This window comes from Acidovorax sp. GW821-FHT10A04 (genome assembly GCF_059415825.1).
The window spans coordinates 97170-119853 of the sequence record NZ_JBWKNZ010000014.1 but is presented as its reverse complement, the minus strand read 5'-3'; the positions used below and the strand labels follow the sequence as shown (position 1 = coordinate 119853).

At 68.3% G+C, this 22684-nt stretch carries 17 protein-coding genes; 13 read left to right on the top strand and 4 right to left on the bottom strand.

The features are described 5' to 3' along the window. Nucleotides 1-33 precede the first annotated feature (33 nt). Complete coding sequence (locus tag AC07PF_RS25455; RefSeq protein ID WP_007855222.1) at nt 34-669, top strand: GntR family transcriptional regulator; 636 nt, start codon at nt 34-36, stop codon at nt 667-669. Here AC07PF_RS25455 and AC07PF_RS25450 read toward each other — a convergent pair. Then, nucleotides 666-1823, bottom strand: a complete 1158-nt coding sequence (locus AC07PF_RS25450; RefSeq protein ID WP_007855221.1) for a GGDEF domain-containing protein — start codon at nt 1821-1823, stop codon at nt 666-668. The two genes, AC07PF_RS25455 and AC07PF_RS25450, sit on opposite strands and share 4 nt — an antisense overlap. Before the next feature lie 195 nt (nt 1824-2018). On the opposite strand from AC07PF_RS25450, the gene AC07PF_RS25445 reads away from it, so the two are divergent. Then, entirely contained in the window at nt 2019-3872 is a 1854-nt protein-coding gene (locus AC07PF_RS25445) for an AMP-dependent synthetase/ligase (protein ID WP_494613706.1), read from the top strand. A 9-nt stretch (nt 3873-3881) separates the two neighbouring features. On the opposite strand, the gene AC07PF_RS25440 is transcribed toward AC07PF_RS25445, so the two are convergent. Then, nucleotides 3882-5156 (bottom strand): HD-GYP domain-containing protein, encoded by a 1275-nt coding sequence (locus AC07PF_RS25440; protein WP_494613705.1) that lies wholly within the window; start codon nt 5154-5156, stop codon nt 3882-3884. A 295-nt stretch (nt 5157-5451) separates the two neighbouring features. Between AC07PF_RS25440 and dusA the strand changes: the two genes are divergently transcribed. After that, a complete protein-coding gene (dusA, locus tag AC07PF_RS25435) occupies nt 5452-6477 on the top strand; it encodes a tRNA dihydrouridine(20/20a) synthase DusA (RefSeq protein WP_494607135.1) in 1026 nt (341 codons plus the stop codon). Here the strand turns inward: dusA and AC07PF_RS25430 are convergent. Beyond that, entirely contained in the window at nt 6452-9256 is a 2805-nt protein-coding gene (locus tag AC07PF_RS25430; RefSeq protein ID WP_494613704.1) for a bifunctional diguanylate cyclase/phosphodiesterase, read from the bottom strand. The two genes, dusA and AC07PF_RS25430, sit on opposite strands and share 26 nt — an antisense overlap. A 265-nt stretch (nt 9257-9521) precedes the next feature. Between AC07PF_RS25430 and AC07PF_RS25425 the strand changes: the two genes are divergently transcribed. The 3 genes from AC07PF_RS25425 to AC07PF_RS25415 all read left to right on the top strand — a co-directional run bounded on the left by AC07PF_RS25425 (nt 9522) and on the right by AC07PF_RS25415 (nt 12999). Continuing rightward, nucleotides 9522-10586, top strand: coding sequence for a GTP pyrophosphokinase (locus tag AC07PF_RS25425; RefSeq protein WP_494613703.1), 1065 nt, complete (start codon nt 9522-9524; stop codon nt 10584-10586). Between the two features lie 209 nt (nt 10587-10795). Further along, nucleotides 10796-12304: a polyhydroxyalkanoate depolymerase gene (locus AC07PF_RS25420; RefSeq protein WP_494607141.1), complete on the top strand. Its 1509-nt coding sequence runs from the start codon at nt 10796-10798 to the stop codon at nt 12302-12304. Continuing rightward, a complete protein-coding gene (locus AC07PF_RS25415) occupies nt 12301-12999 on the top strand; it encodes an RnfABCDGE type electron transport complex subunit B (protein WP_494613702.1) in 699 nt (232 codons plus the stop codon). The genes AC07PF_RS25420 and AC07PF_RS25415 overlap by 4 nt, the downstream gene beginning before the upstream one ends. 21 nt (nt 13000-13020) lie before the next feature. On the opposite strand, the gene AC07PF_RS25410 is transcribed toward AC07PF_RS25415, so the two are convergent. Then, nucleotides 13021-14508 carry a methyl-accepting chemotaxis protein gene (locus AC07PF_RS25410; RefSeq protein ID WP_494607145.1) on the bottom strand — a complete coding sequence of 496 codons (1488 nt, stop codon included), beginning with the start codon at nt 14506-14508 and terminating at the stop codon, nt 13021-13023. A 203-nt stretch (nt 14509-14711) separates the two neighbouring features. On the opposite strand from AC07PF_RS25410, the gene dapC reads away from it, so the two are divergent. The 7 genes from dapC to AC07PF_RS25375 all read left to right on the top strand — a co-directional run bounded on the left by dapC (nt 14712) and on the right by AC07PF_RS25375 (nt 22640). After that, on the top strand, nt 14712-15917 hold the full coding sequence (dapC, locus tag AC07PF_RS25405) for a succinyldiaminopimelate transaminase (protein WP_494607147.1): 1206 nt from the start codon (nt 14712-14714) through the stop codon (nt 15915-15917). 5 nt (nt 15918-15922) lie between these two features. After that, nucleotides 15923-16756 carry a 2,3,4,5-tetrahydropyridine-2,6-dicarboxylate N-succinyltransferase gene (dapD, locus tag AC07PF_RS25400; RefSeq protein WP_494607149.1) on the top strand — a complete coding sequence of 278 codons (834 nt, stop codon included), beginning with the start codon at nt 15923-15925 and terminating at the stop codon, nt 16754-16756. A gap of 75 nt (nt 16757-16831) precedes the next feature. Beyond that, complete coding sequence (locus AC07PF_RS25395; RefSeq protein WP_007855201.1) at nt 16832-17995, top strand: PilT/PilU family type 4a pilus ATPase; 1164 nt, start codon at nt 16832-16834, stop codon at nt 17993-17995. A 64-nt stretch (nt 17996-18059) separates the two neighbouring features. Continuing rightward, on the top strand, nt 18060-19241 hold the full coding sequence (gene dapE, locus AC07PF_RS25390) for a succinyl-diaminopimelate desuccinylase (RefSeq protein WP_494613701.1): 1182 nt from the start codon (nt 18060-18062) through the stop codon (nt 19239-19241). After that, a complete protein-coding gene (prmB, locus tag AC07PF_RS25385; RefSeq protein WP_494613700.1) occupies nt 19238-20140 on the top strand; it encodes a 50S ribosomal protein L3 N(5)-glutamine methyltransferase in 903 nt (300 codons plus the stop codon). Before dapE ends, prmB begins: the two co-directional genes overlap by 4 nt. Continuing rightward, the gene (locus AC07PF_RS25380; RefSeq protein WP_494613699.1) at nt 20137-21180 is read left to right on the top strand and encodes a glycosyltransferase family 2 protein; all 1044 of its coding nucleotides are present in this window, start codon (nt 20137-20139) and stop codon (nt 21178-21180) included. The genes prmB and AC07PF_RS25380 overlap by 4 nt, the downstream gene beginning before the upstream one ends. Before the next feature lie 5 nt (nt 21181-21185). Next, nucleotides 21186-22640: a DUF2142 domain-containing protein gene (locus AC07PF_RS25375; protein ID WP_007855196.1), complete on the top strand. Its 1455-nt coding sequence runs from the start codon at nt 21186-21188 to the stop codon at nt 22638-22640. Nucleotides 22641-22684 lie beyond the last annotated feature (44 nt).

The following is a 22684-nucleotide window of genomic DNA, read 5'->3' as shown; positions in this document are numbered from 1 at the left end:
TTCAAAATATTCTTCGCAGCATACAATCCGCCCATGTCTGCACTGACCCTCACGCCCCGCGCCCTCTACGAAGAAGTGGCTGAGCAATTGCGCCAGCGCATCTTCCGCCGCGAGCTGGAGCCCGGCAGTTGGATCGACGAGCTCAAGATCGCCGAGGAATTCGGCATCAGCCGCACGCCCCTGCGCGAGGCGCTCAAGGTACTGGCCGCCGAGGGCCTGGTCACGATGAAGGTGCGCCGTGGCGCCTATGTGACCGAGATGTCGGACAAGGACCTGCGCGACGTCTACCACCTGCTCAGCCTGCTGGAGAGCGACGCTGCGGCCGTGGTGGCCACCAGCGCCACCCCGGCGCAGCTGCAGGAACTGCAGGGCCTGCACGCCGAGCTGGAGGCCGCCGCCGGCGAGCGCGAGCGCTTCTTTGCCGTGAACGAGCGCTTTCACATGCGGGTGCTGGAGATGGCCGACAACCGCTGGCGCAGCCAGATGGTGGCCGACCTGCGCAAGGTCATGAAGCTCAACCGCCACAACTCGCTGCTCAAGCAAGGCCGCATCGAGGATTCGCTGGCCGAGCACCGGGCCGTGATGGCCGCGCTGGCCCGGCGCGATGGGGCCGGCACCGCCCAGGCCATGCAGGCCCACTTCGCCCAGGGGCTGGAGGCTGCAGCCTAGGCCAATTCGACCCGGTTGCGCCCGCTGCGCTTGGCGGCGTAGAGCGCGTCGTCGGCGCGGCGCAGCAGCTGGTCCAGGGTGGTGTCACCGTCTGCCTGCAGGGCGACACCGGCCGAGATGGTGATGGTCAACGAGGCCCCGTCGGCGCTGAACGGTGCGCCCGCCACGGCCTGGCGCAGGCGCTCGCCGGCTGCCTGGGGATCGCCGTGCTGCCCCAGGTCGAGCAGCACCACGAACTCCTCTCCCCCATGGCGGGCCACGAAGTCCAGGCCGCGCGCCGTGGCCTGCAGCTGCCGGGCCACGTGCTGCAGGGCCTTGTCACCCACCGCGTGCCCGTGGCCGTCGTTGATGGCCTTGAAGTGGTCCACGTCGACCAGGGCCAGTGCCAGGTGGGCGCCGCCCCGGCGCGCCGTGGCAAAGCGGTTCTCGCCCTCGGCGAGCAGGGTCCGGCGGTTGGCCAGGCCCGTCAGGTAGTCGGTGGCGGCGGCCCGCTCCCACTGCCGGCCGATGCGCTGCGAACACATGAACAGGAAGGCCGTGGTGCCCACCACCGGGAGCAAGGCCGTGATGAGCGGACTGGCAGTGTTGATCCAGGCGCCCTCGCCGGTGATGTCGAACGACGGTCCCACGCGACGCACCAGGAAGTAGCCCGCGCGAAACAGCACGAACAGGCCCACCAGGAAGAACAGGCCCGCCAGCGCCTTGCGGCTGCGCGCCCGTTCCCCCGTGCCACCGCGCACGAGCTGCAGGGTACCGGCCATCAACACGAAGGCAACCACGCCGGACAGCAGCAGGATGCGGCTGGGCGTATCGGGCTGCACGCCCGCGAACCACACCACGCCGCCAATGCCGGCCAGGGCCGGCAGCCACATCCACCAGCGGTCCGGCACGCCATCGAACTGGCGCAGTGCGCGCCAGTAGCCGGTGCAGCCCAGCATCACCATGCCATTGGCCATCGGCGAGACCAGGCCCAGCGGCAGCTCGTACTGCACGGCATAGAGCACGGCGCTGCCTGCCAGCAGCAGGGTGGCGATGCGCCAGGTTTCGGCACAGGGCTGCAGCGACACCGGCAGGTCCTTGTGCATCAGCCCCAGCACCCCCCCATTGGCCAGCATCATCAGCGTCGCGACGATAAAGATGGTGATGGGATCCATGGATCAGTGCAGGCAGGGGAAGGGGCGTGGAGATACGGGGATTGTGGCCGACCAGGGCAATGTCCCCAGGTCAACGAAACAAAGAAGCACAGCCTGTGCCTCCAGGATGGGTATGATCGCGCGGGTTTTCCCCAGGTTGGTACAGCATGGTACCGCCCTGGCTCCGTGCATGCCGCCCAGGCCCCGAACGACCCGATGACCTCTTCCTTCTCCGACATCGGCAGCGTCCAGACGCTGCCCCAGCTTCTTTCCTGGCGCGCCACCCAGACGCCCGACGCGCCCGCCTTCCGTGCCTTCGATGCCGCGAGCCAGGCCTGGGCGACCTGGACCTGGGCCGAGACCGCGAGCCACGTGGCCCGGTGGTCGCGGGCCCTGGTGGCCTTGCAGCTGCCGGCGGGTGCCCGCGTGGCCATCCTGCTGCCCAACGGCCTCGATGCCATGTGCGCCGACCAGTCCACCCTGGCCAGCAACTGCGTGCCCGTGCCGCTGCACGCCATCGACAACCCGGGCAGCATCGCCTACATCCTGTCGGACTGCGAAGCCTCCATGCTCATCGTGGGCAGCGCCCAGCAGTGGGAGAAGATCCGCGCCGCGGGCACGGAGTTTCCTGCGCTGCGGGCAGTGATCGTGACCGATCCGGAACCCGCCTTCACAGCCACCCCCGCATCGGCGCACGCCCCGGCCGTGGGCTCGCTCGCACAGTGGCTCGAAGGCGCAGCCCAGGCGGTGGAACAGGCCGCACCGGCTGCCGCAGGCCCTGAGGACCTGGCGGCCATCGTGTACACCTCGGGTACCACCGGCAAACCCAAGGGCGTGATGCTCACGCACCGCAACGTGGTCAGCGACGTGAAGGCCGTGCTCGAGCGCATCGCACCCACGGTGGACGACGTGTTCCTGTCCTTCCTGCCGCTGTCGCACACCTTCGAGCGCACGGGCGGCTACTACCTGCCGATCGCAGCCGGCAGCTGCGTGGCCTATGCGCGCTCGGTGCAGCAACTGGCCGAGGACCTGCAGACCATCCGCCCCACGGTGCTGGTCTCGGTGCCGCGCATCTACGAGCGCATCCACGCCAAGCTGCTCGAAAAGCTCTCGCCCACGCCCTGGAAGATGCAGCTCTACGAGGCCGCGCAATCCAGGGGCTGGCAGCGCTTCTGTGCCGCGCAGGGCCTGCCGGTGCCCGAGGCCGACCAAGCCGGGGGCTGGATGAACGCCCTGCCCTGGGGCCTGCTGCAGGCCCTGGTGGCCAAGCCGCTGCTGGCCCAGTTCGGCGGCCGCGTGCGCGTGGCCGTGAGCGGCGGCGCGCCCCTGTCGCCCACCATCGCCAAGTGCTTCCTGGGCCTGGGCCTGCCGCTGGTGCAGGGCTATGGCATGACCGAGACGGCGCCCGTGGTCTCGGTGAACTCGCTGCTGGACAACGACCCGGCCTGCGTGGGCCGGGCGCTGCCCGGCGTGGAGGTGCGCATCGGCGAGAACCGCGAGCTGCAGGTGCGCGGCCCCATCGTGATGAAAGGCTACTGGAAGCGGCCGGAGGACACGGCGCGCATCCTCGCGGCCGACGGCTGGCTGGGCACGGGCGACCAGGCCGACATCGTGGACGGGCGCATCTACATCCGTGGCCGCATCAAGGAGATCATCGTCACCTCCACCGGCGAGAAGGTGCCCCCGGGCGACCTGGAACTGGCCCTGCTGGCCGACCCGCTGCTGGAGCAGGCTTTCGTGGTGGGCGAGAACCGCCCCTTCATCGCCGCCGTGGCCGTGCTGCGCGCCGACGAGTGGCAGCGCCTGGCCGGCGACCTGGGCCTGGCCGCCCAGGACCCCGACAGCCTGAACCACCCGGCCGTGCACCGCGCCGTGCTGGCGCGCATCGAAAAGAGCACGGCCAGCTTTGCGCGCTACGCGGTGCCGCGTGCCGTGCACCTCACGCTGGCGCCCTGGAGCATCGAGAACGGCTTCATGACGCCCACGCTCAAGCTCAAGCGCGCGCCGCTCATGGCCCACTTCGCCCAGGCCATCGAGGGCCTGTACCAGCAAAAGCCGGGGGCGCGCTGAACCCGGCCTTCAGTCCTCGACCGAGTAGAAGTACGACAGCCGCTGCTGCGGATTGAGCCAGTCGAGCACGTCGGCAGGCAGCGTGGACGGCCGGATCGCCTCGGCCACGCGGATGTCCGGCTCGGTGTGCAGCTCCACCAGGGGGGCCTCGTCCTTGGGGATCTCGGGCGTGTAGACCAGTACCTGGGGGCGCAGCGCCTCGGGCCCAGGGGCCACCACCAGCGCCAGCGCGCCATCGGTGAGCTGGACCACGGTGCCCGGCGGGTACACGCCCAGCAGCTTGATGAGCGAGCTGAGCAGCGCCGGGTCGTGCTGGCCCGACTCGTTCTTGAACATGTGCGCCAGGGCCTCGGCCGGCATCAGTGGCTCCACGTCGCGGGCCTCCGGCGAACACAGGTTGTCGTAGCGGTTGACGAGCGCCAGGATCAGCGCCAGGCGGTGGGTCTCGCGCTGGCCGCGCGGCCAGCCCGAGCCGTCGGCCGCCTCGTGGTGGCCGGCGATGCAGGCCAGCGCCTCCTTGCTGAAGGCGCCGGAGTTCGAGGCCAGCTGGGTGCTGTACATCACGTGCTGGCGCACGAACTCCTCCTCGTGCCGTTTGCGCCGGGAGGTCTTGAACAGCTGCGGCGGCACCTTGGACTTGCCCACGTCGTGCGCCAGCGCCGCCATGGCCAGGTCGGCCAGTTCACGCTCGGACAGGCCGGCCTTCTTGCCCACCAGCATGCTGAGGGTGAGCACGTTGAGCGCATGGAACTGCGGTCCCTGGTCCTTCTTGTCGCCCAGCAGGTGCAGCAGCACCTCCTTGCTCTGGGCAATGCGGGCCGCCGTCTCGGCCGACAGGTCGGCCAGGATCTTGCCTGCGGCCTTGGGCGAGCGCGTGAGCGTCAGCAGTGCCTCCCGGGTCTGGCGTGCGGCATCCTCCCAGGCGCGGTCGGCCCGCGCGGCGGCGTCGCGCTGGCGCTGGCGTTTTTCCTTCTTGGCCTTGTCGCGCTGGCGCACCTCGGCGGCCAGGGCTGCCTGCTCGTCGGGCTGCGCGGCTTCCGGCTCGGTTCGCGGCCCCGCAGCTGGCGCCGGGGGCAGCGGCTCGGCCGTGCTTCGGTCGGGGTGGTAGTACAGGTGGCCTTCAAGGCCCAGCGACTGGATCACCGCCACATCCTTGGAGGTGCGGACCATGAAGCGGTTGGCGATGAAGGGATGCTCGTCCCAGCGCATCTCCAGCCAGACGTACAGGCCGACAGTGAGCTGGGACGGACGGATCGCAACAGCGCTCCCGGGGTTCTTCCACATGCAGGTGCTTCAAAGAAAGGAATGGCAATTTCGCTCCCTGGCGGCATTCGAGCCACCGGGGACGGCCCCTGATACTAGGGCCTGTCAACACTATTTTCAGGGATCGCCAAAAGGGTGCTGACAGGCGCCAAAGACAATGCGCCGCCAGCGCGGCAACACGGTGCGAATCCGCGCACAGGAACGCCAGTTTCCAGCCGCTGAAGCCCCTGAACCCATATGCTGCCCCAAGACCTGAGAAAATGCGGTTCGGCACCTCTTTGGGGCCCTTCGCCCCCTGCAACACCGGTTTCTCGCCTTGGACAACAGCCCTGCCTCCCCCGCCGCCGCCCAGCCCGCCACCTTCAGCCCCTGGCGCATGTCCGTTGCGCCCATGATGGACTGGACGGACCGCCACTGCCGCTATTTCCACCGCCTGCTGACACGCCAGACCCTGCTGTACACGGAGATGGTGAACGCGGGCGCCATCATCCATGGCGGCACCGAGCGGCACCTGCGCTTCAATGCCGAGGAGCACCCCGTGGCGCTGCAGCTGGGCGGCAACGAGCCCGAACTGCTGGCGCAGGCTGCGCGGCTGGGAGCGCAGTGGGGATATGGCGAGATCAACCTGAACTGCGGCTGCCCGAGCGATCGGGTGCAGCGCGGTGCCTTTGGCGCCAGCCTGATGAAGGCGCCCCAGCTGGTGGCCGATGGCGTGAAGGCCATGAAGGACGTGGTCGATGTGCCCGTGACGGTCAAGCACCGTATCGGCATCGACAAGGTCGAGGACTACGGCTTCGTGCGCGATTTCGTGGGCACCGTGGCCGATGCCGGCTGCACGGTGTTCATCGTGCATGCACGCAACGCATGGCTGCAGGGCCTCTCGCCCAAGGAGAACCGTGACATCCCGCCGCTGCGCTACGAGGTGGTGCACCGGCTCAAGCAGGAATTCCCGCAGCTGACCATCGCCATCAACGGTGGCATACAGGCCGACGAGGTGGTGCTGGAGCAATTGCAGCACCTGGACGGCGTGATGATCGGCCGCGAGGCCTACCACAACCCCTGGTGGCTGGCCCGTTGGGACCAGATCTACTATGGCGGCGAGCCCTGCGCGCTGACGCGCGAGGAGGTCGAGCTGGCCATGGTGGACTACATGGAGCGCGAGGCCGCCCTGCACGGCACGCCCTGGCCCCACATCGCCCGCCACATGCTGGGCCTGCGCCATGGCCTGCGCGGCGCGCGCCTGTGGCGCCAGGTCTGGAGCAACCACCTGCTCAAGGACCGGCCGGCACGCGAGGTGCACGCCCTGGCGCTGGCGACTACGCTGGTGCCAGAACCCGTGTAAGCCAGCCGTCCAGCGGCTCCGGCCGATAGAACAGGTAGCCCTGCAGGCATTCGCAGTGGCTGGCCACGAGGAAGTCGGCCTGGGCGCGGGTTTCCACCCCTTCGGCCACCACGCGCAGGCCCAGGTGGCGCGCCACCGAGATGATGGACTGCACGATGGCCGTGTCGCTCGGGTCATCGGGCGTGTCCTGCACGAAGCTCTTGTCGATCTTGAGCTCGTACAGCGGCAGGCGCTTGAGGTAGGCCAGGCTCGAGTAGCCGGTGCCGAAGTCGTCGATGGAAAATCGCACCCCGAGCTGCACCAGCTCCGTCATGCGGGCGATGGTGTCGTCCAGGTTCTCGATGAGCAGGCTCTCGGTGACCTCCAGGATCAGGCAGGATGGCGTTGCGCCGGTCTGGACCAGCACATTGCGCACGCGCTCGACGAAATCCTCTTGCCGGAACTGGCGCTGGCTCACGTTCACCGAGATCGACAGCGGCTCCCCGCCCTCTTCCCCGGCCGCCCGCGCGGCCTCCAGCCGGGCGATGGCGTCGCAGGCCTTTTCGATCATCCAGGCGCCCATGGGCAGGATCAGGGCCGAGGCCTCGGCGATAGGGATGAAGCGCGAAGGCGGCACGCTGCCGCGCACCGGGTGGCTCCAGCGCATGAGCAGTTCGCCGCCCACCACCGCACCCTGCACATCCACCTGGGGCTGTATGTACGCGGCCAGTTGCCCCTCGCCCATGGCCTTCTTGAGGTCCTGCTCCAGCGCCAGGCGCTCCTGCACATCGGCCTGCATGGCGGCTTCATAGAAGCGGATGCGGTTGCGCCCTAGGTCCTTGGCGCGGTACATGGCCGTGTCGGCCTCGCGCAGCAGGTCTTCCACTTCCTCCGCGCGCTTGGGGAACAGGGTGATCCCCAGGCTGCCGGTGCTGCTGTAGAGGTGGGTGTCGATGGCATAGGGCAGTTCCAGCGCCTCGCGCACGCGCTCGGCGACGGCCAGGGCCTGGCGCCCTGCAGTGGCCATGTCGGTGGCGATACCCTGCAGCAGCAGCACGAATTCGTCGCCGCCCAGGCGCGCCACGGTATCGCCCGGGCGCAGCAGCCGTGTGAGGCGCCGGGCAACCTCGGTCAGCAACTGGTCCCCCAGGGTGTGGCCGCGCGCATCGTTGATCTGCTTGAAGTTGTCCAGGTCCACGAACAGCAGCGCCCCGACCTGGCCACTGCGGCGCGCGGCGGCCAGGGCTAGGCCCAACCGGTCGAGCAGCATGCGGCGGTTGGGCAGGCCGGTGAGGGCATCGAAATAGGCCAGCTGGTGGGTGCGGGCCTCGGCCTGCTGGCGCTCGGTGATGTCGCGGGCCAGCGCCACGAAGCGCGGCCCCTCGCCCGGGTGGGTGCTTTCCTTGCGTGCGATGGACAGTTCGTACCAGCGGGTCTGGCCGTCGACCTCCAGGTGGTACTGCTGGCCCGCGGCGTGCCCACCCGCGAGCGCCGCCTGCACGGCCTGCATGCAGCCGGCAGCCTCCTCGGGGGGCACGATGTCCTGCAGCCGCTGCCCCACGAACTGCGCCGGCGCCAGGGCAGACTGCGGAAGGCGCGCGGAGCGGCAGTGGTGGATGCGGCCCTCGGCATCGAGCTCGAACAGCAGGTCCGGGATGGCGCTGAGCGTGCTCTCCAGGTCATCGCGCGCGCCCCGCAGCTCGGCCGTCATGCGGCGTGCCAGCGCCACGGCACGCTCGCGCCCGGTGGCCAGCACCCAGGCGAACCAGCCCAGCAGCAGGCTCAGGAACAGCCCCATCACCGCCACCATGTGGTGGCCCTCGTCCTCGTGGCGCAGGTCGAACGCCGGCAGCGGCGCCATCAGCAGGGTCCAGGCCCGGCCACCCATTTCCAGGCGATGGCTGACCTGCAGGGCCCCGCGCGCCAGGGCCCGCGCCTGTAGCCCGGGGTCGCCATGCAGCAGGGCACCGGCAAGCGCCTCCTCGCCGTCGTAGATGGCCAGGGCGATGTCGGGATCGAACTCCCGGGACAAGCCCCGCACCACGTCGCCCACCCGGAACGGCGCCGCCACCCAGCCGCGGATGGCGCGGCGGCGGCCGGACAGCGATTCGGCCTCCAGCTGCGTGGAGTACACCGGCAGGAACAGCCCCACCTCGCCCTGCGCCGGGGTCCCGGGCGGCAGCGGACCGAGCAGGCCGGACAGGGCCAGCCGGCCGGAGTCGCGGGCCCGCTCCAGGGCTTCGCGCGCCACCGGCAGTGTGAGCGCGTCCAGGCCCAGCGCCTCGAGGTTGCGGCCCTCCAGGGGTTCGATATGGGTGATGGGGGCGTACTGGTCGCGCTCGCCCGGCGGGTGCACGGTGTAGCCGGAGAAGCCGCGGCCCCGCATGTCGGCCAGGTGGGCCGGCAGGCCGCTGCCCTGCACGAACATGACCAGCGAGATGCCCTGCAGGCCGGGCCGCGTCTGCTGCATCTGCAGCGCATCGACGTACGCCTGGAACTCGCCCCGCTCGATGCGCTCGGACCCATCCACGTAGCCCTGCACGCCCCGCAGCATGACCTCGTAGGTGGACATGCGGTCACGCAGGTTGTAGGCGATCTGTTCGGCCGCCGCATGGAAATTGCGCAGCTGCTTGTCGACCGACTCGCTCTGGGCCCGGTACCAGTACAGGCCCGTCACCCCGAGCATCATCAGGGCCATCAGCGGCGGCACCACCGCCACCAGCCAGCGCTGGCTGGATGGTGCGTCCTGGAGAGTCTCGGACTCCGTGAATGCGGGGACCTGGTGTTGTTCTGGTGTCATCGCATGGGACAGGCAGCAGCGGCTGTGCCCCAGCGGGACACGGGTGACGTGCCTGCCCATTATCAGGTTTCAGGGGGACCTGCCAAGCGAGGTCACCCGATGCGCAGCGCCGGCAGATCCGTGTGAACTTGTTCCGCCTGCGCGGCATCCGCTGACATGCCGGGCAGCCAGAATGGGGGTATCGTTCGCATGGCAAATCTTTCGCACTTCCGGCTGTTCCTGGCCGCGGCCATCCGCCGCGACCCGTCCCTTTGCAGACCCATCCATGGCATCGCTTGATTTCGAACGGGAAGAGTCCCGGTTCCGCGCGTTCTACGCATCCCACCGCCCCGCACTGGAGGATGCCTGCGCCGCCTTCACGGCCGCCATCGCCGCCGTGGTCGGCGACGCCCGCAGCGTCGATGTCTCCAAGGTGGAGGGGCGCGTGAAGGACGCGGACGAGTGCATCCGCAAGTTCGCGCGCAAGTACCGCCCCGGACTGGAAGAGAGCAACACGCCCTACGAGATCCAGCACTGGATCACGGACCTGGTGGGCGTGCGCGTGGTCTGCCTGTACGAGGACGAGCTGGAAAAGGTGGCGCAGATCGTGCGCCAGCACTTTGCGGTGATCGACGTGACCGACAAGGCCTCGGCGGTGGAAAGCACCGAGGCCTCGTTCGGCTACAAGGGCCTGCACCTGGACCTGCGGGCCGGCCCGCGCGCCCTGCCGGCGCTCGCCGCGCACGCCGACCAGCCCTTCGAGCTGCAGGTGCGCACCATCATCCAGGACTCCTGGAGCGTGCTGGACCACAAGATCAAGTACAAGAAGTCGATTCCCGGCCAGCTCAAGCGGCGCATCAACGTGCTGTCGGCCCTGTTCGAGCTGGCCGACCGTGAGTTCCGCCAGATCCGCGACGAGACGGCCGCCGCACTGCTGCAGGCCCCCGACGAGACGGCGGAGGCCGACGTGGAGGAGCAGGATGGCGCCTTGGCAACGCCCAAGCCCTCCGCCCTGGGCAGCGAGCTCAACGCCTTCACCTTCCTCAAGATCGCCACGCACTTCTTCAAGGACTTCGAGTTCGACCCCTCCAAGGTGGACGGCTTCGTGGACGACATCCAGGCCTGGTCGCCCGGCATCACGCGCGCGCGCTTCAACACCCTGATGCGGGAGACGGTGGGCACCGTCAAGCGCTACAAGCAGCACTTCGAGGAGCAGAATCCCCAGGGCAGCTTCAATCCCTACACCGTGATACGGCACTGCCTGTACCTTTCCAATCGCGCCCAGTTCCGCCCCGCGCTGCGCAACGTGGCGCGCGAGGCGTTCGAGGCCTGGCTGGCGGACAACGGCTGACCGGGGCGCCGCCGGGGCGCCGGCTGCCAGCAGGGTTTTGTTGAACAAAACCATAGCAGTGATGCTTTTCACCGCAAGGCATCCGTAGCCGTTTCCACCGGCACGGACAGCGCTGTCACCAAAGCGACTGGGTCTAGGTGGTTTTCCCGCATGCAGAGGTAACCAAGTGCTGCTATATTGCACTGCAACATAACGGAGTTTCGCCCCCCATGCTCTACCAGATCTACGAAACCCAGCGCTCCCTGATGGAGCCGGTCACCGACTTTGCGCAAGCCGCGGCCAAGCTCTTCAGCAACCCCATGTCCCCGCTGAGCCAGACGGCGTTCGCGCAGCGCATGTCGGCGGGCTACGATCTGCTGTACCGCCTGGGCAAGGACTATGAAAAGCCGGTGTTCGACATCCACACCGTGGATGTGGATGGCGTGGGCGTGGCGGTGCACGAAAACGTGGAACTGGACAAGCCGTTTTGCGAGCTGCGCCGCTTCAAGCGCTTTTCGGACGACACCGACACCCTGGTGCGCATCAAGGCCCAGCCCGTGGTACTGGTGGTGGCCCCGCTGTCGGGCCACTACGCCACGCTGCTGCGCGACACGGTGCGCACCCTGCTCAAGGACCACAAGGTCTACATCACCGACTGGAAGAACGCACGTCTGGTGCCCCTGTCCGAGGGTGAGTTCCACCTGGACGACTACGTGAACTACGTGCAGGAGTTCATCCGCCACCTGCAGGCCACCTACGGCAACTGCCACGTCATCAGCGTCTGCCAGCCCACGGTGCCGGTGCTGGCGGCCGTGTCGCTGATGGCCAGCCGCGGCGAGAAGACGCCGTTGACCATGACCATGATGGGCGGCCCCATCGATGCGCGCAAGTCGCCCACGGCGGTGAACAACCTGGCCACGAACCGCAGCTACGAGTGGTTCGAGAACAACGTGATCTACCGCGTGCCCGACAACTTCCCCGGCGCCGGTCGCCGCGTCTACCCGGGCTTCCTGCAGTACACGGGCTTCGTGGCCATGAACCCCGACCGCCATGCGTCCAGCCACTACGACTACTTCAAGGACCTGATCAAGGGCGACGACGCCAGTGCCGAAGCGCACCGCAAGTTCTACGACGAGTACAACGCCGTACTCGACATGGACGCCGACTACTACCTCGAAACCATCGAGACCGTGTTCCAGGAATACAAGCTGGTGAACGGCACCTGGGACGTGCGTTCGCCAGAAGGCAAGGTCGAGCGCGTGCGCCCGCAGGACATCACCACCACCGCCCTGTTCACGGTGGAAGGCGAGCTGGACGACATCTCCGGCTCGGGCCAGACCGAAGCCGCCCACGACCTGTGCACCGGCATCGTGCGCAAGGAGCAGCGCCACCTGGAAGCCAAGGGCGCCGGGCACTACGGCATCTTCAGCGGCCGGCGCTGGCGCGACATCGTGTACCCCGAGGTGCGCAAGTTCATCCTCTCGCACGAAGTCCCGCAGAAAAAGGCGCCCCGCCCCGCTGCCGTAACCGAGATGCCCGACGACAACCCGCCTGCGCCACCGCGCAAGGCCGTGGCGAAGAAGGCACCGGCCAAGGCCGCCGCAAAGCCTGCCGCCAAGGCCAGGCCAGCCACCGGAGCCGCAGCGGCCCCCGAGCCCGAAACCCCCGTGGCCAAGGCAGCGGTCACAGCAGCCCCCGCTTCGCGCACCCGCCGCACCACCGCGGCTCGCAAGGCTTGACTGCGCAGCCGCACGCCCGCACAACCACCCCTTCACCACCTGCAGGGCCGGCCGCGCATGCGCTGGCGGCCCGCATCGACGCGGCCCTGCCGCAGACGCAGTGCACCCGCTGCGGCTACCCGGACTGTGCGGCCTATGCGCAGGCCATCGCCTTCGAGGCGGTTCCCATCAACCAGTGCCCGCCCGGCGGCGTCGAAGGGGTGGCCCGGCTGGCAGCCCTCACCGGCCAGCCGCTGCTGCCGCTGAGCGCCGAGCACGGCCTGGAGGCGCCGCGCACCCTGGCCGTCATCGACGAGAACTGGTGCATTGGCTGCACGCTGTGCATCAAGGCCTGCCCCACCGATGCCATCGTGGGCGCCAACAAGCGCATGCACACCGTCATCGAGCCGCACTGCACGGGCTGCGAACTGTGCATTCCCGTATGCCCCGTGGACTGCATCCGCCTGGAAACCGTGAGTGGCCAGGCCACGGGCTGGGCCGCCTGGAGCCCGGTGCTGGCAGACCATGCGCGCGAGCGCTATGCAGCCCACAAGGCAAGGGCGGCCTCGGGTTCGCCCGAGCTGGACGAGGACGAGCCCGCCGGAACAGCCGACCCAGCGGCACCCCCCTCCTCCAGTGGAGCAGATGCCCGCAAGGCGGCCATTGCGGCAGCCATGGCCCGCGCCCGGGAGCAGCGCGCGGGAACGCAGCGCTGAGCAAAGACCCTCAGGCCGGCTTCACTTCGCGGCCAGGGCCTTGTAGACCCCGCAGCCCAGGTACAGGTCGCCCACCCGCTCGACGAAGGACATCTTGGTCTGCACCGCGCCGGTGGCCGGGTTGGTGATGTCGTACTCCACCCAGCCGGGCCCGATGTCCGCCTGGGCCGAGATTTCCGCCATCAACCGGTTTCCGTCAATGCCGGGAATGTCCTGCACCCGGGTGCCCACCTTGGCCGGGTTGCCGCCAAAGGCCCGGTAGGTGCCTCCGGCATCGAGCACGAAGACGTACATGTCCCGGTCGTTGAAGGGCTGGCTCTTGTCGGTGATGCGCGGCAGGAACTGGTCCCGCGAACTGCCCTTGTGCAAGGCGGCCGCACGCTTGACCAGGGCCACGGCCTCCTCGGCCGTGCCCTGCTGCAGGCGAAACGCCGATACCGCACGCGACAGCGTGGAGGCGCGGCTCTCCAGCGCCTCGGCCTGGCCCACGGCCTGGCTGACCATCTGCGCATTGCGCTGGGTGATCTGGTCGAGCTGCTGCACGGCGCTGCTGATCTCGCGCAGGCCCGTGCTCTGCTCGGCGCTGGAGCTCGAGATCTCGGACATGCTGGCCGCCACGCTGCGCATGCCACCGGCCATCTCGGTGATGCCCTGGCCCGCGGTGCGGATCAGGCCGGCGCTCGATTCCACCTGCGTGACCGAGTCGTTGATCAGCTCGCGGATCTCGCGTGCGGCCGTGGCCGAGCGCTGGGCCAGCGTGCGCACTTCGGAGGCCACCACGGCAAAACCACGGCCCTGCTCACCCGCGCGGGCCGCCTCCACCGCCGCGTTGAGCGCCAGGATGTTGGTCTGGAAGGCGATGGCGTCGATGGTGCCGATGATCTCCGTCATGCGGCGCGCGCCCTGCTGGATGGCCTGCACCGACTGCACGGCGCGGCCCATGGCCTCGGCCCCGGTGTCGGCGGCCTGGCGCATCTGGCCGGCACGCTGGTCCGCGCCCTGCGCCGTCTGGGCGTTGTTCTGTACCGTGGACGAGAGCTGCTCCACGCTGGCCGCCGTCTGCTCGAGGTTGGCGGCCTGCTGCTCGGTGCGGTCGGCCAGTTCGCGGTTGCCATGGGCCAGGCTCTGGCCGGCATGGGCCACCAGCGCGGCGTTGCTGCGGATGTCGGCCACCATGGCGGACAGCCGCAGCACCATGGCGTCGAGTGCCCGGGCCATCTGCGCCATCTCGTCGGTGCCGCCCGTGGCGGCATGCACGCACAGGTCGCCATCGGTGATGCGCGCCATGGCCGCGGACAAGGCTGCCATGTCGTCCACCAGGCTCAGGTACAGCGCCAGCAGCGCGTACAGCACCACCACGCCGCCCGCCAAGTCCACCCACCAGGGGGCGCCCAGCAAGGCGGCGGCGAGCGTGCAGGCGATGAGCACCGCCAGCGTGGCCAGCTTGCCCGGAAGGTGCAGCCGGCGCATCCACCACAGGCCAGGCCGCAATGGAAGGAATCCTGCCATGTTGTCTCCGATATCGTTGTGATCCCGGACCGTGATCGCGCTCCGGGGCTTCGCAACCATACTAGGCATGGGCCTTACGCCGGATTGACAAGCGGCGCCACCCAAGGGTTTGCGATAGGGGATGTGCCCCGGGGCACATCAGCGGTGCGAGCGGTCGGCAGCCCGTGAGGCGGCGGGTACGGCATCACCCATAATGATGGCCCATGAACCCCCTGCTCTCCCACCTGCAGCCCTACCCGTTCGAGCGGCTGCGAAAGCTCTTTGCCGCAGTGGTGCCTCCGGCCCAGTATTCCCCCATCAGCCTGGGCATGGGGGAGCCGCGCCATCCAACGCCGCAGTTCATCAAGGACGCACTCAGTAACAACCTCAATGGCCTGGCGAGCTACCCGGCCACGGCCGGCGAGCCGCGCCTGCGCGAGGCCTTCACCGCCTGGCTGCACAAGCGCTACGCGCTGACGCTGGACGCGGGCAGCCAGGTGCTGCCCATCAACGGCTCGCGCGAGGCGCTGTTCGCCTTTGCCCAGACCGTCGTCGACCCGACCCAGCCCGACCCGGTGGTGGTCTGCCCCAATCCCTTCTACCAGATCTATGAAGGCGCGGCCCTGCTCTCGGGCGCCACACCCTACTACGCGCCAAGCGACCCGGCGCGCAACTTCGCCGTGGACTGGGACAGCGTGCCGACCGAGGTCTGGAAACGCACGCAGCTGCTCTTCGTGTGCTCGCCGGGCAACCCCACGGGCGCCGTGATGCCGCTCAACGAATGGCAAAAGCTCTTCGCCTTGAGCGACCGCCATGGCTTCACCATTGCCTCGGACGAGTGCTACAGCGAGATCTATTTCCGCGACGAGCCGCCGCTGAGCGGCCTGCAGGCCGCCATCCAGGCCGGGCGCAAGGACTTCCAGAACCTGATCTCCTTCACCAGCCTGTCCAAGCGCAGCAACGTGCCCGGGCTGCGCAGCGGCTTCGTGGCCGGCGATGCAGCGCTGATCAAGGCCTTTCTGCTGTACCGCACCTACCATGGCAGCGCCATGAGCCCGGTGGTGCAGGCCGCCAGCATCGCCGCCTGGGGCGACGAGCAGCATGTGACCGAAAACCGCGCCCTCTACCGCAAGAAGTTCGCCCAGGTCACGCCGCTGCTGGCGGGCGTGATGGACGTGGCGCTGCCCGACGCGGGCTTCTACCTGTGGGCCAAGGTGCCCGACGCCTTGCGAATGACCGACGCCGAGTTCGCCCGCGAGCTTCTGGCTCAATACAATGTCACCGTGCTGCCGGGCAGCTACCTGGCCCGCGAGTCCGGTGGCTTCAATCCCGGCGCCCAGCGCGTGCGCATGGCCCTGGTGGCCGAGGCCGAAGAATGCGTGGAGGCCGCAATGCGCATCGTCCAATTCATCCAATCCCGTACTGTCTGACATCCATGACCCAACAACTCCAGAACATCATCGACGCCGCGTGGGAAAACCGCGCCACCATCTCGCCCGCAGCCGCCCCCAAGGAAGTGGCCGATGCCGTCGAGCACGTGATCGCCGAACTCAACAATGGCACGCTGCGCGTGGCCACCCGCCAGGGCGTGGGCCAGTGGACGGTGCACCAGTGGATCAAGAAGGCCGTGCTGCTGTCGTTCCGCCTCAAGGACAACGAAGTCGTCAAAGCCGGCGACCTGGGCTTCTATGACAAGGTGCAGACCAAGTTCGCCCACCTGAACGAAGAAGAGATGAAGGCCACCGGCGTGCGCGTGGTGCCTCCGGCCGTGGCCCGCCGCGGCAGCTTCATCGCCAAGGGCGCGATCCTGATGCCCTCGTACGTGAACATCGGCGCCTACGTGGGCGAAGGCACCATGGTCGACACCTGGGCCACCGTGGGCTCGTGCGCCCAGATCGGCGCCAACGTGCACCTGTCGGGTGGCGTGGGCATCGGCGGCGTGCTGGAGCCGCTGCAGGCCGGTCCCACCATCATCGAGGACAACTGCTTCATCGGCGCGCGCTCCGAAGTGGTCGAAGGCGTGGTCGTCGAAGAGCACTCGGTGCTGGGCATGGGTGTGTACCTGGGCCAGAGCACCCCCATCTTCAACCGTGCCACGGGCGAGATCAGCTATGGCCGCGTGCCCTCTGGCTCGGTGGTGGTCAGCGGCAACCTGCCCAAGACGGCGGCCAATGGCGCGCCCTACAGCATGTATGCTGCCATCATCGTCAAGCAGGTGGACGCGCAGACCCGCTCCAAGACCAGCATCAACGACCTGCTGCGCGACTGATCGAGTCCTGCGGCCACCGATAAGCACGCACACGCGGCCAGCGCCGGCCCACCAACGAACAAGAGGGGAAACACCATGAGCACGATGGAGCGGATTCTTCGCCTGATGAGCGAAAAGAAGGCATCGGACGTCTACCTGTCGGCCAATGCCCCGGCGCTGATCAAGATCAACGGCGAGTGCGTGCCGATCAACAACCAGATCCTGCCACCGGATGCGCCGCGCAACCTGCTGTCCGAGATCGTTCCGCCCGACCGCATCGAGGAGCTGGAGGAAACCGGCGAACTCAACATGGGTGTGCCGCTCTCGGGCGTGGGGCGCTTTCGTATCAGCGCCATGCGCCAGCGCGGCAGCTATGCGGTGGTGATCCGCTTCATCTCGCAGCAGATCCCCGAGATCAACTCGCTGGGCCTGCCCTCCGTGCTGCCCGAGCTGATCATGGAAAAGCGCGGTCTGATCCTCATGGTGGGTGCCACGGGCTCGGGCAAGAGCACCTCGCTGGCGTCCATGATCGACAGCCGCAACGAAGTGCTCACCGGCCACATCCTCACCATCGAGGACCCGGTCGAGTACCAGTTCCGCAACAAGAAATCCATCGTCAACCAGCGTGAGATCGGCAGCGACACCCAGTCGCTGCAGACGGCGCTGAAGAACGCGCTGCGCCAGGCACCCGACGTGATCCTGATCGGCGAAATCCGCGACCGCGAGACCATGTCCGCGGCCATTGCCTATGCGCAGTCGGGCCACTTGTGCCTGGCCACGCTGCACGGCAACAACAGCTACCACGCGCTCAACCGCATCCTGTCCTTCTACCCCGTGGAAGTGCGCCCGACCATGCTCGGCGACCTGGCCTCGGCGCTCAAGGCCGTGATCTCGCAGCGCCTGGTGCGCACCCTGGACGGGGGCCGCGTGCCGGCCGTGGAGGTCATGCTCAACACCAAGCTGGTGTCCGACCTGATCGAAAAGGGCGACTTCGGTGGCGTGAAGGAAGCCATGGAAAAATCCATGGCCGAGGGCTCGCAGACCTTCGAGGAGGATCTGGCGCGCCTGATCATCGACAAGCGCATCGACAAGAAGGAAGGCATGGCCTTCGCCGATTCGCCCACCAACCTGATGTGGCGCCTGCAGAACGACTTCTCCCTGGCCGCCAACACCGCCAAGGCGCAGAAGGAGTCGCGCGACACGCCCGACGACATGCCTTCGTTCACCGAGATCGTGCTCGACGTGAAGCCGGCCGCCTGAGGCACGAGCGCGCGGCGCTCCCCCTTTTCCCCTGTTTTTTTTGTCCTTGTTTTTTCTTCCTGCGATGTCCCGTACCCTGCACCTGGCCGAACAGCTGATCTCCCTGCCCTCCATCACCCCCGACGACGCGGGTTGCCTGGAGGTGCTGGCAGCACGGCTCGACCCCCTGGGTTTCGTGTGCGAGCGCATCGACAGCGGCCCCGACAACTTCCGCGTGAGCAACCTCTGGGCGCGGCGCCCGGGAGCGGGTGGTGCAGCGGCCAAGACCCTGGTGTTTGCCGGCCACACCGACGTGGTGCCCACCGGTCCGCTGGACCAGTGGAGCAGCGACCCCTTCGTGCCCACGCACCGCGATGGCAAGCTCTTTGGCCGTGGCGCCAGCGACATGAAGACCTCGATCGCTGCCTTCGTGGTGGCTGTGGAGGACTTCCTGGCCGCGACCCCCGATCCCGCGGTCACCCTGGCCCTGCTGCTGACCAGCGACGAGGAAGGTCCGTCGGTGGATGGCACCAAGGTCGTGGTCGAGCAGCTCAGCGCGCGCGGCGAGCGCCTGGACTACTGCATCGTGGGCGAGCCCACCTCGGTCGAGCGCACCGGCGACATGATCAAGAACGGCCGGCGCGGCACGCTCTCGGGCAAGCTCTCGGTGCGCGGCATCCAGGGCCACATCGCCTACCCGCAACTGGCGCGCAACCCCATCCACCAGGCCCTGCCGGCGCTGGCCGAACTGGCCGCGACCGAATGGGACCGGGGCAACGATTTCTTCCCGCCCACCAGCTGGCAGGTCAGCAACGTGCACGGCGGCACGGGCGCCACCAACATCATCCCCGGCGAGGTGGTATGGGACTTCAACTTCCGCTTCTCCACCGAATCCACGGCCGAGGGCCTCAAGCAGCGCGTGCATGCGGTGCTCGACGCCCATGGCCTGGACTATGAACTGCGCTGGACCCTGGGCGGCCAGCCCTTCCTGACCACGCCGGGCGAACTGGTCACGGCCGTGCAGCAGGCCATCCTGGCCGAAACCGGCATCACCACCGAGCTGTCCACCACGGGCGGCACCAGCGACGGGCGCTTCATCGCCCAGGTCTGCCCCCAGGTGATCGAACTGGGGCCACCGAACGCCAGCATCCACAAGATCGACGAACACATCGTGGTGGCCGACATCGAGCCGCTCACCCACATCTACCGCCGCACCCTCGACAACCTGCATGCCCAGGCCCTGGCGGCTGCGGCGGTGAGCGCATGAGCGCGGCGCTGACCGGAGGCACCGTGGGTGCCGTGGTGCAGTCCGCAGCCGCCCTGCTCGCCTCGGCGGGCCTTTCATTCGGCCACGGTACCGCCAACGCGCACGACGAAGCCGCCTGGCTGGTGCTGTGGCGCCTGGGCCTGCCGCTGGACAGCGACCTCTCGGACGACGCCGACGCAGTGGGTGCCCAGGATGTCACGGCCGAGCAGTTGGCACAGGTGCAGGCCCTGCTGCAGGAGCGCGTCGACACCCGCAAGCCCGCGGCCTACCTCACGCGCGAGGCCTGGCTGCAGGGTGTGTCCTTCTATGTGGACGAGCGCGCCATCGTGCCGCGCAGCTTCATCGCCGAGCTGCTGGCCGACGGCAGCGTGGACGAATTCCTGGGCGAACACACGCAGCGGGTGCTGGACCTGTGCACCGGCAACGGCAGCCTGGCCGTGCTGGCAGCCATGGCCTGGCCCGAGATCACCGTGACCGGCGCCGACATCTCGCCCGATGCCCTGGAGGTGGCCCGCATCAACGTGGATCGCCATGGCCTTTCGGAGCGCATCACGCTGCAGCTGTCGGACGGCCTCGCGGCCCTGCCCGGCCCCTGGGATCTGATCCTGTGCAATCCCCCCTATGTCAACGCCAGCAGCATGGCGCAGTTGCCAGCCGAGTACCGGGCCGAGCCCGAACTGGCCCTGGCCGGTGGCAGCGATGGCATGGACTTCATCCGCCAGTTGCTCCAGGACGCGCCCGCGCGCATGAGCGAGAACGCCGTGCTGCTGCTGGAGATCGGCAACGAGCGCGCGCACTTCGAAGCCGCCTTCCCGCGCCTGCCGGTGTACTGGATCGATACCAGCGCCGGTGAAGACCAGGTGCTGCTCATCACGCGGGAGGCACTGGTCAAGGCATGAACGGCATCTCCTCCCCCCTGGCGACCACGGTCCCGCTGGCACTCTCGGTTTCCCCGGCACCCGCGCGTGTCGCCGTGGTCATTCCCTGCTACAAGGTCACCGCCCATGTGCTGGGCGTCATCGAGCGTATCGGCCCCGAGGTGCAGGGCATCTTCGCGGTGGACGACAAGTGCCCTGTCAACTCCGGCGCCTTCGTCCAGCAGCACTGCACCGATCCGCGTGTGCAGGTGGTCTTCAACCCCGAGAACCTGGGTGTGGGCGGGGCCGTGATGCACGGCTACCGCCGTGCCATCGAGGCCGGCTACGACGTCATCGTCAAGGTCGACGGCGACGGCCAGATGGACCCGCGCCTTTTGCCCGGCTTCATCGCCCCCATCCTGAGCGGCGAAGCCGACTACACCAAGGGCAACCGCTTCTTCGACCTCGAAGAGATCCACCAGATGCCGCGCATGCGCATCTTCGGCAATGCGGCCCTGTCTTTTTTGACCAAGATCTCGTCGGGCTACTGGCAGGTGTTCGACCCGACCAACGGCTACACCGCCATCCATGCGCGCGTGGCCAGCCATTTGCCGTTCGACAAGATCAGCCGCAGGTACTTCTTCGAGACGGACATGCTGTTTCGCCTGAACACCCTGCGCGCGGTGGTGGTGGACGTGCCCATGAACGCCCACTACGCCGACGAGGAAAGCAACCTCAAGATCAGCAAGATCCTGCCCGAGTTCACGGTCAAGCACCTGCGCAACTTCAGCAAGCGCATCTTCTACAACTACTACCTGCGCGACATGTCGCTGGCCTCCATCGAGCTGCCGCTGGGGCTGCTGATGCTGGGCTTTGGCACCTGCTTTGGCCTGTTGCACTGGATCAGCTCCAGCACCCACCAGGCCTACTCGTCGGCCGGCACCGTGATGCTCGCCGCCCTGCCTGTCATCGCCGGTCTGCAACTGCTGCTGGCCTTCATCGGCCATGACATCGCCTCGGTGCCCCAAAGGCCGCTGCACAAGGTGCTGCACAGGAAGATCGATCTCGGCAAGAACGGCTGAGAGGGATGGGTGCTTCCGTTACGGCCACCGCCGCGCGCACCGGGGCGCGCCACCTGAAACCCCGCCTCGACCTGCACACGGCAGGCCTGCCTGTGCTGGCGGGCGGCTTGCTGCTCGCGCTCGTGGTGGCATGGTGCCTGATGCGGCTGGTACCGGCCTTCCAGTCGCCCGATGAGAATGTGCACCTGCTGCGTGCCGACATGATCGCCCACGGCCAGTGGACCCTGCGCAAGGATGAGCCGGACGAAGCCGGCAACCAGGGCGGCTACGTGGACCGCAACTTCATGGCGTTCACGTTGCGCATGCGGACGATCTCCGGCTCCGAGCGCGACCCCACCGCTTCGGCCAGCGCGCTCATGGCCCAGGCCTCCGGCGAGCACTGGGCGCACAAGGACCAGTTCGTCAACGCCGTGGGCACCGGCTACTACGCGCCCTTCATCTACCTGCCCCACGCGCTGGGCCTGCGCACCGCGCGCGCCCTCGACCTGTCGATGCGCGCAAGCTACGAGCTGACGCGCCTGCTGGTGGCAGCCACCGCGCTGGGCCTGACCGCCTGGGCCTGGCGGCTGTTCACGCCCAACCTGCTGGTGCGGGTGCTGGTGCTGATGCCCATGGCCATGTTCCAGATCATCTCGCCCACCATCGACGGGCTGAGCATCGCCGCAGCGCTGCTGCTGGCCGCGCTGTTCTCGGTGCGCTGCATGGCCCCGCGCAGCGACGCGAACCTGCTGCAGGAGTGTGCGCTCTATGCCTGCACCTTCCTGCTTGTGACTTCCCGCGTCAATCTGGCCCCCTTGCTGCTGCTGCCCCTGTGGCTGCTGGTGCGCAGGTTTTCGGCCGCGCACCTGCTGGCCTGGATCGCGCTGTGCGTGGCCTGTGGCGGCTGGACGCTCTACGGCATTGCCACCACGGCGGACGCGCGCCTGGTGCGCAACCATGCGACCCTCGAGATCCTGGCGATCTACCTGCAGGATCCACTCGGGTTCGCCCGCCTCGTCCTCGGTACGCTGCTGGACGGCGAGACCGGGTACTTCTACGCCTATTCCTTCGTCGGCATGATGGGCTGGCTCGATGCTTCCATCACCAAGGATGCGATGGAAGCCGTCTGGTATGGCCTGGCGGTTGCGCTGGCCGCTACCGTCGGGTCGACGCGCTGGCTGCGGCGCGATGCAGCTGCCCGTGCGCTGCTCCTGTTCGTGGCGCTGGCCAGTGGCGTCCTGGTCTTCCTGGCCCTGGCCATCAGCTGGAACGACCACCCGGTGGCCATCATCAGCGGCGTCCAGGGCCGCTACTTCATCGTGCCCGCCGTGCTGGCCGCTACGGCGCTGGGCCCCATGGGCCAGGCGGCCTCGCCCACCCACCGGACCGTGGCCAACGTGCTCACGGCCACCTTCGCCCTGGTCTCGATCTACACCATGGCCACGACCCTGTCCGAGCGCTACGCCCTGCGCCTCCTTTAACATCGCCGGGCCCCTGCCCGATCCTCCCCACCCGAGATCCCGAT

Bases quoted from the DNA above. Each gene is read 5' to 3' on its own strand.
- AC07PF_RS25455 (WP_007855222.1), top strand. From the start codon at position 34: ATGTCTGCACTGACCCTCACGCCCCGCGCCCTCTACGAAGAAGTGGCT.
- AC07PF_RS25450 (WP_007855221.1), bottom strand. From the start codon at position 1,823: ATGGATCCCATCACCATCTTTATCGTCGCGACGCTGATGATGCTGGCC.
- AC07PF_RS25445 (WP_494613706.1), top strand. From the start codon at position 2,019: ATGACCTCTTCCTTCTCCGACATCGGCAGCGTCCAGACGCTGCCCCAG.
- AC07PF_RS25440 (WP_494613705.1), bottom strand. From the start codon at position 5,156: ATGTGGAAGAACCCCGGGAGCGCTGTTGCGATCCGTCCGTCCCAGCTC.
- AC07PF_RS25430 (WP_494613704.1), bottom strand. From the start codon at position 9,256: ATGACACCAGAACAACACCAGGTCCCCGCATTCACGGAGTCCGAGACT.
- AC07PF_RS25425 (WP_494613703.1), top strand. From the start codon at position 9,522: ATGGCATCGCTTGATTTCGAACGGGAAGAGTCCCGGTTCCGCGCGTTC.
- AC07PF_RS25420 (WP_494607141.1), top strand. From the start codon at position 10,796: ATGCTCTACCAGATCTACGAAACCCAGCGCTCCCTGATGGAGCCGGTC.
- AC07PF_RS25410 (WP_494607145.1), bottom strand. From the start codon at position 14,508: ATGGCAGGATTCCTTCCATTGCGGCCTGGCCTGTGGTGGATGCGCCGG.
- dapC (WP_494607147.1), top strand. From the start codon at position 14,712: ATGAACCCCCTGCTCTCCCACCTGCAGCCCTACCCGTTCGAGCGGCTG.
- dapD (WP_494607149.1), top strand. From the start codon at position 15,923: ATGACCCAACAACTCCAGAACATCATCGACGCCGCGTGGGAAAACCGC.
- AC07PF_RS25395 (WP_007855201.1), top strand. From the start codon at position 16,832: ATGAGCACGATGGAGCGGATTCTTCGCCTGATGAGCGAAAAGAAGGCA.
- dapE (WP_494613701.1), top strand. From the start codon at position 18,060: ATGTCCCGTACCCTGCACCTGGCCGAACAGCTGATCTCCCTGCCCTCC.
- prmB (WP_494613700.1), top strand. From the start codon at position 19,238: ATGAGCGCGGCGCTGACCGGAGGCACCGTGGGTGCCGTGGTGCAGTCC.
- AC07PF_RS25380 (WP_494613699.1), top strand. From the start codon at position 20,137: ATGAACGGCATCTCCTCCCCCCTGGCGACCACGGTCCCGCTGGCACTC.
- AC07PF_RS25375 (WP_007855196.1), top strand. From the start codon at position 21,186: ATGGGTGCTTCCGTTACGGCCACCGCCGCGCGCACCGGGGCGCGCCAC.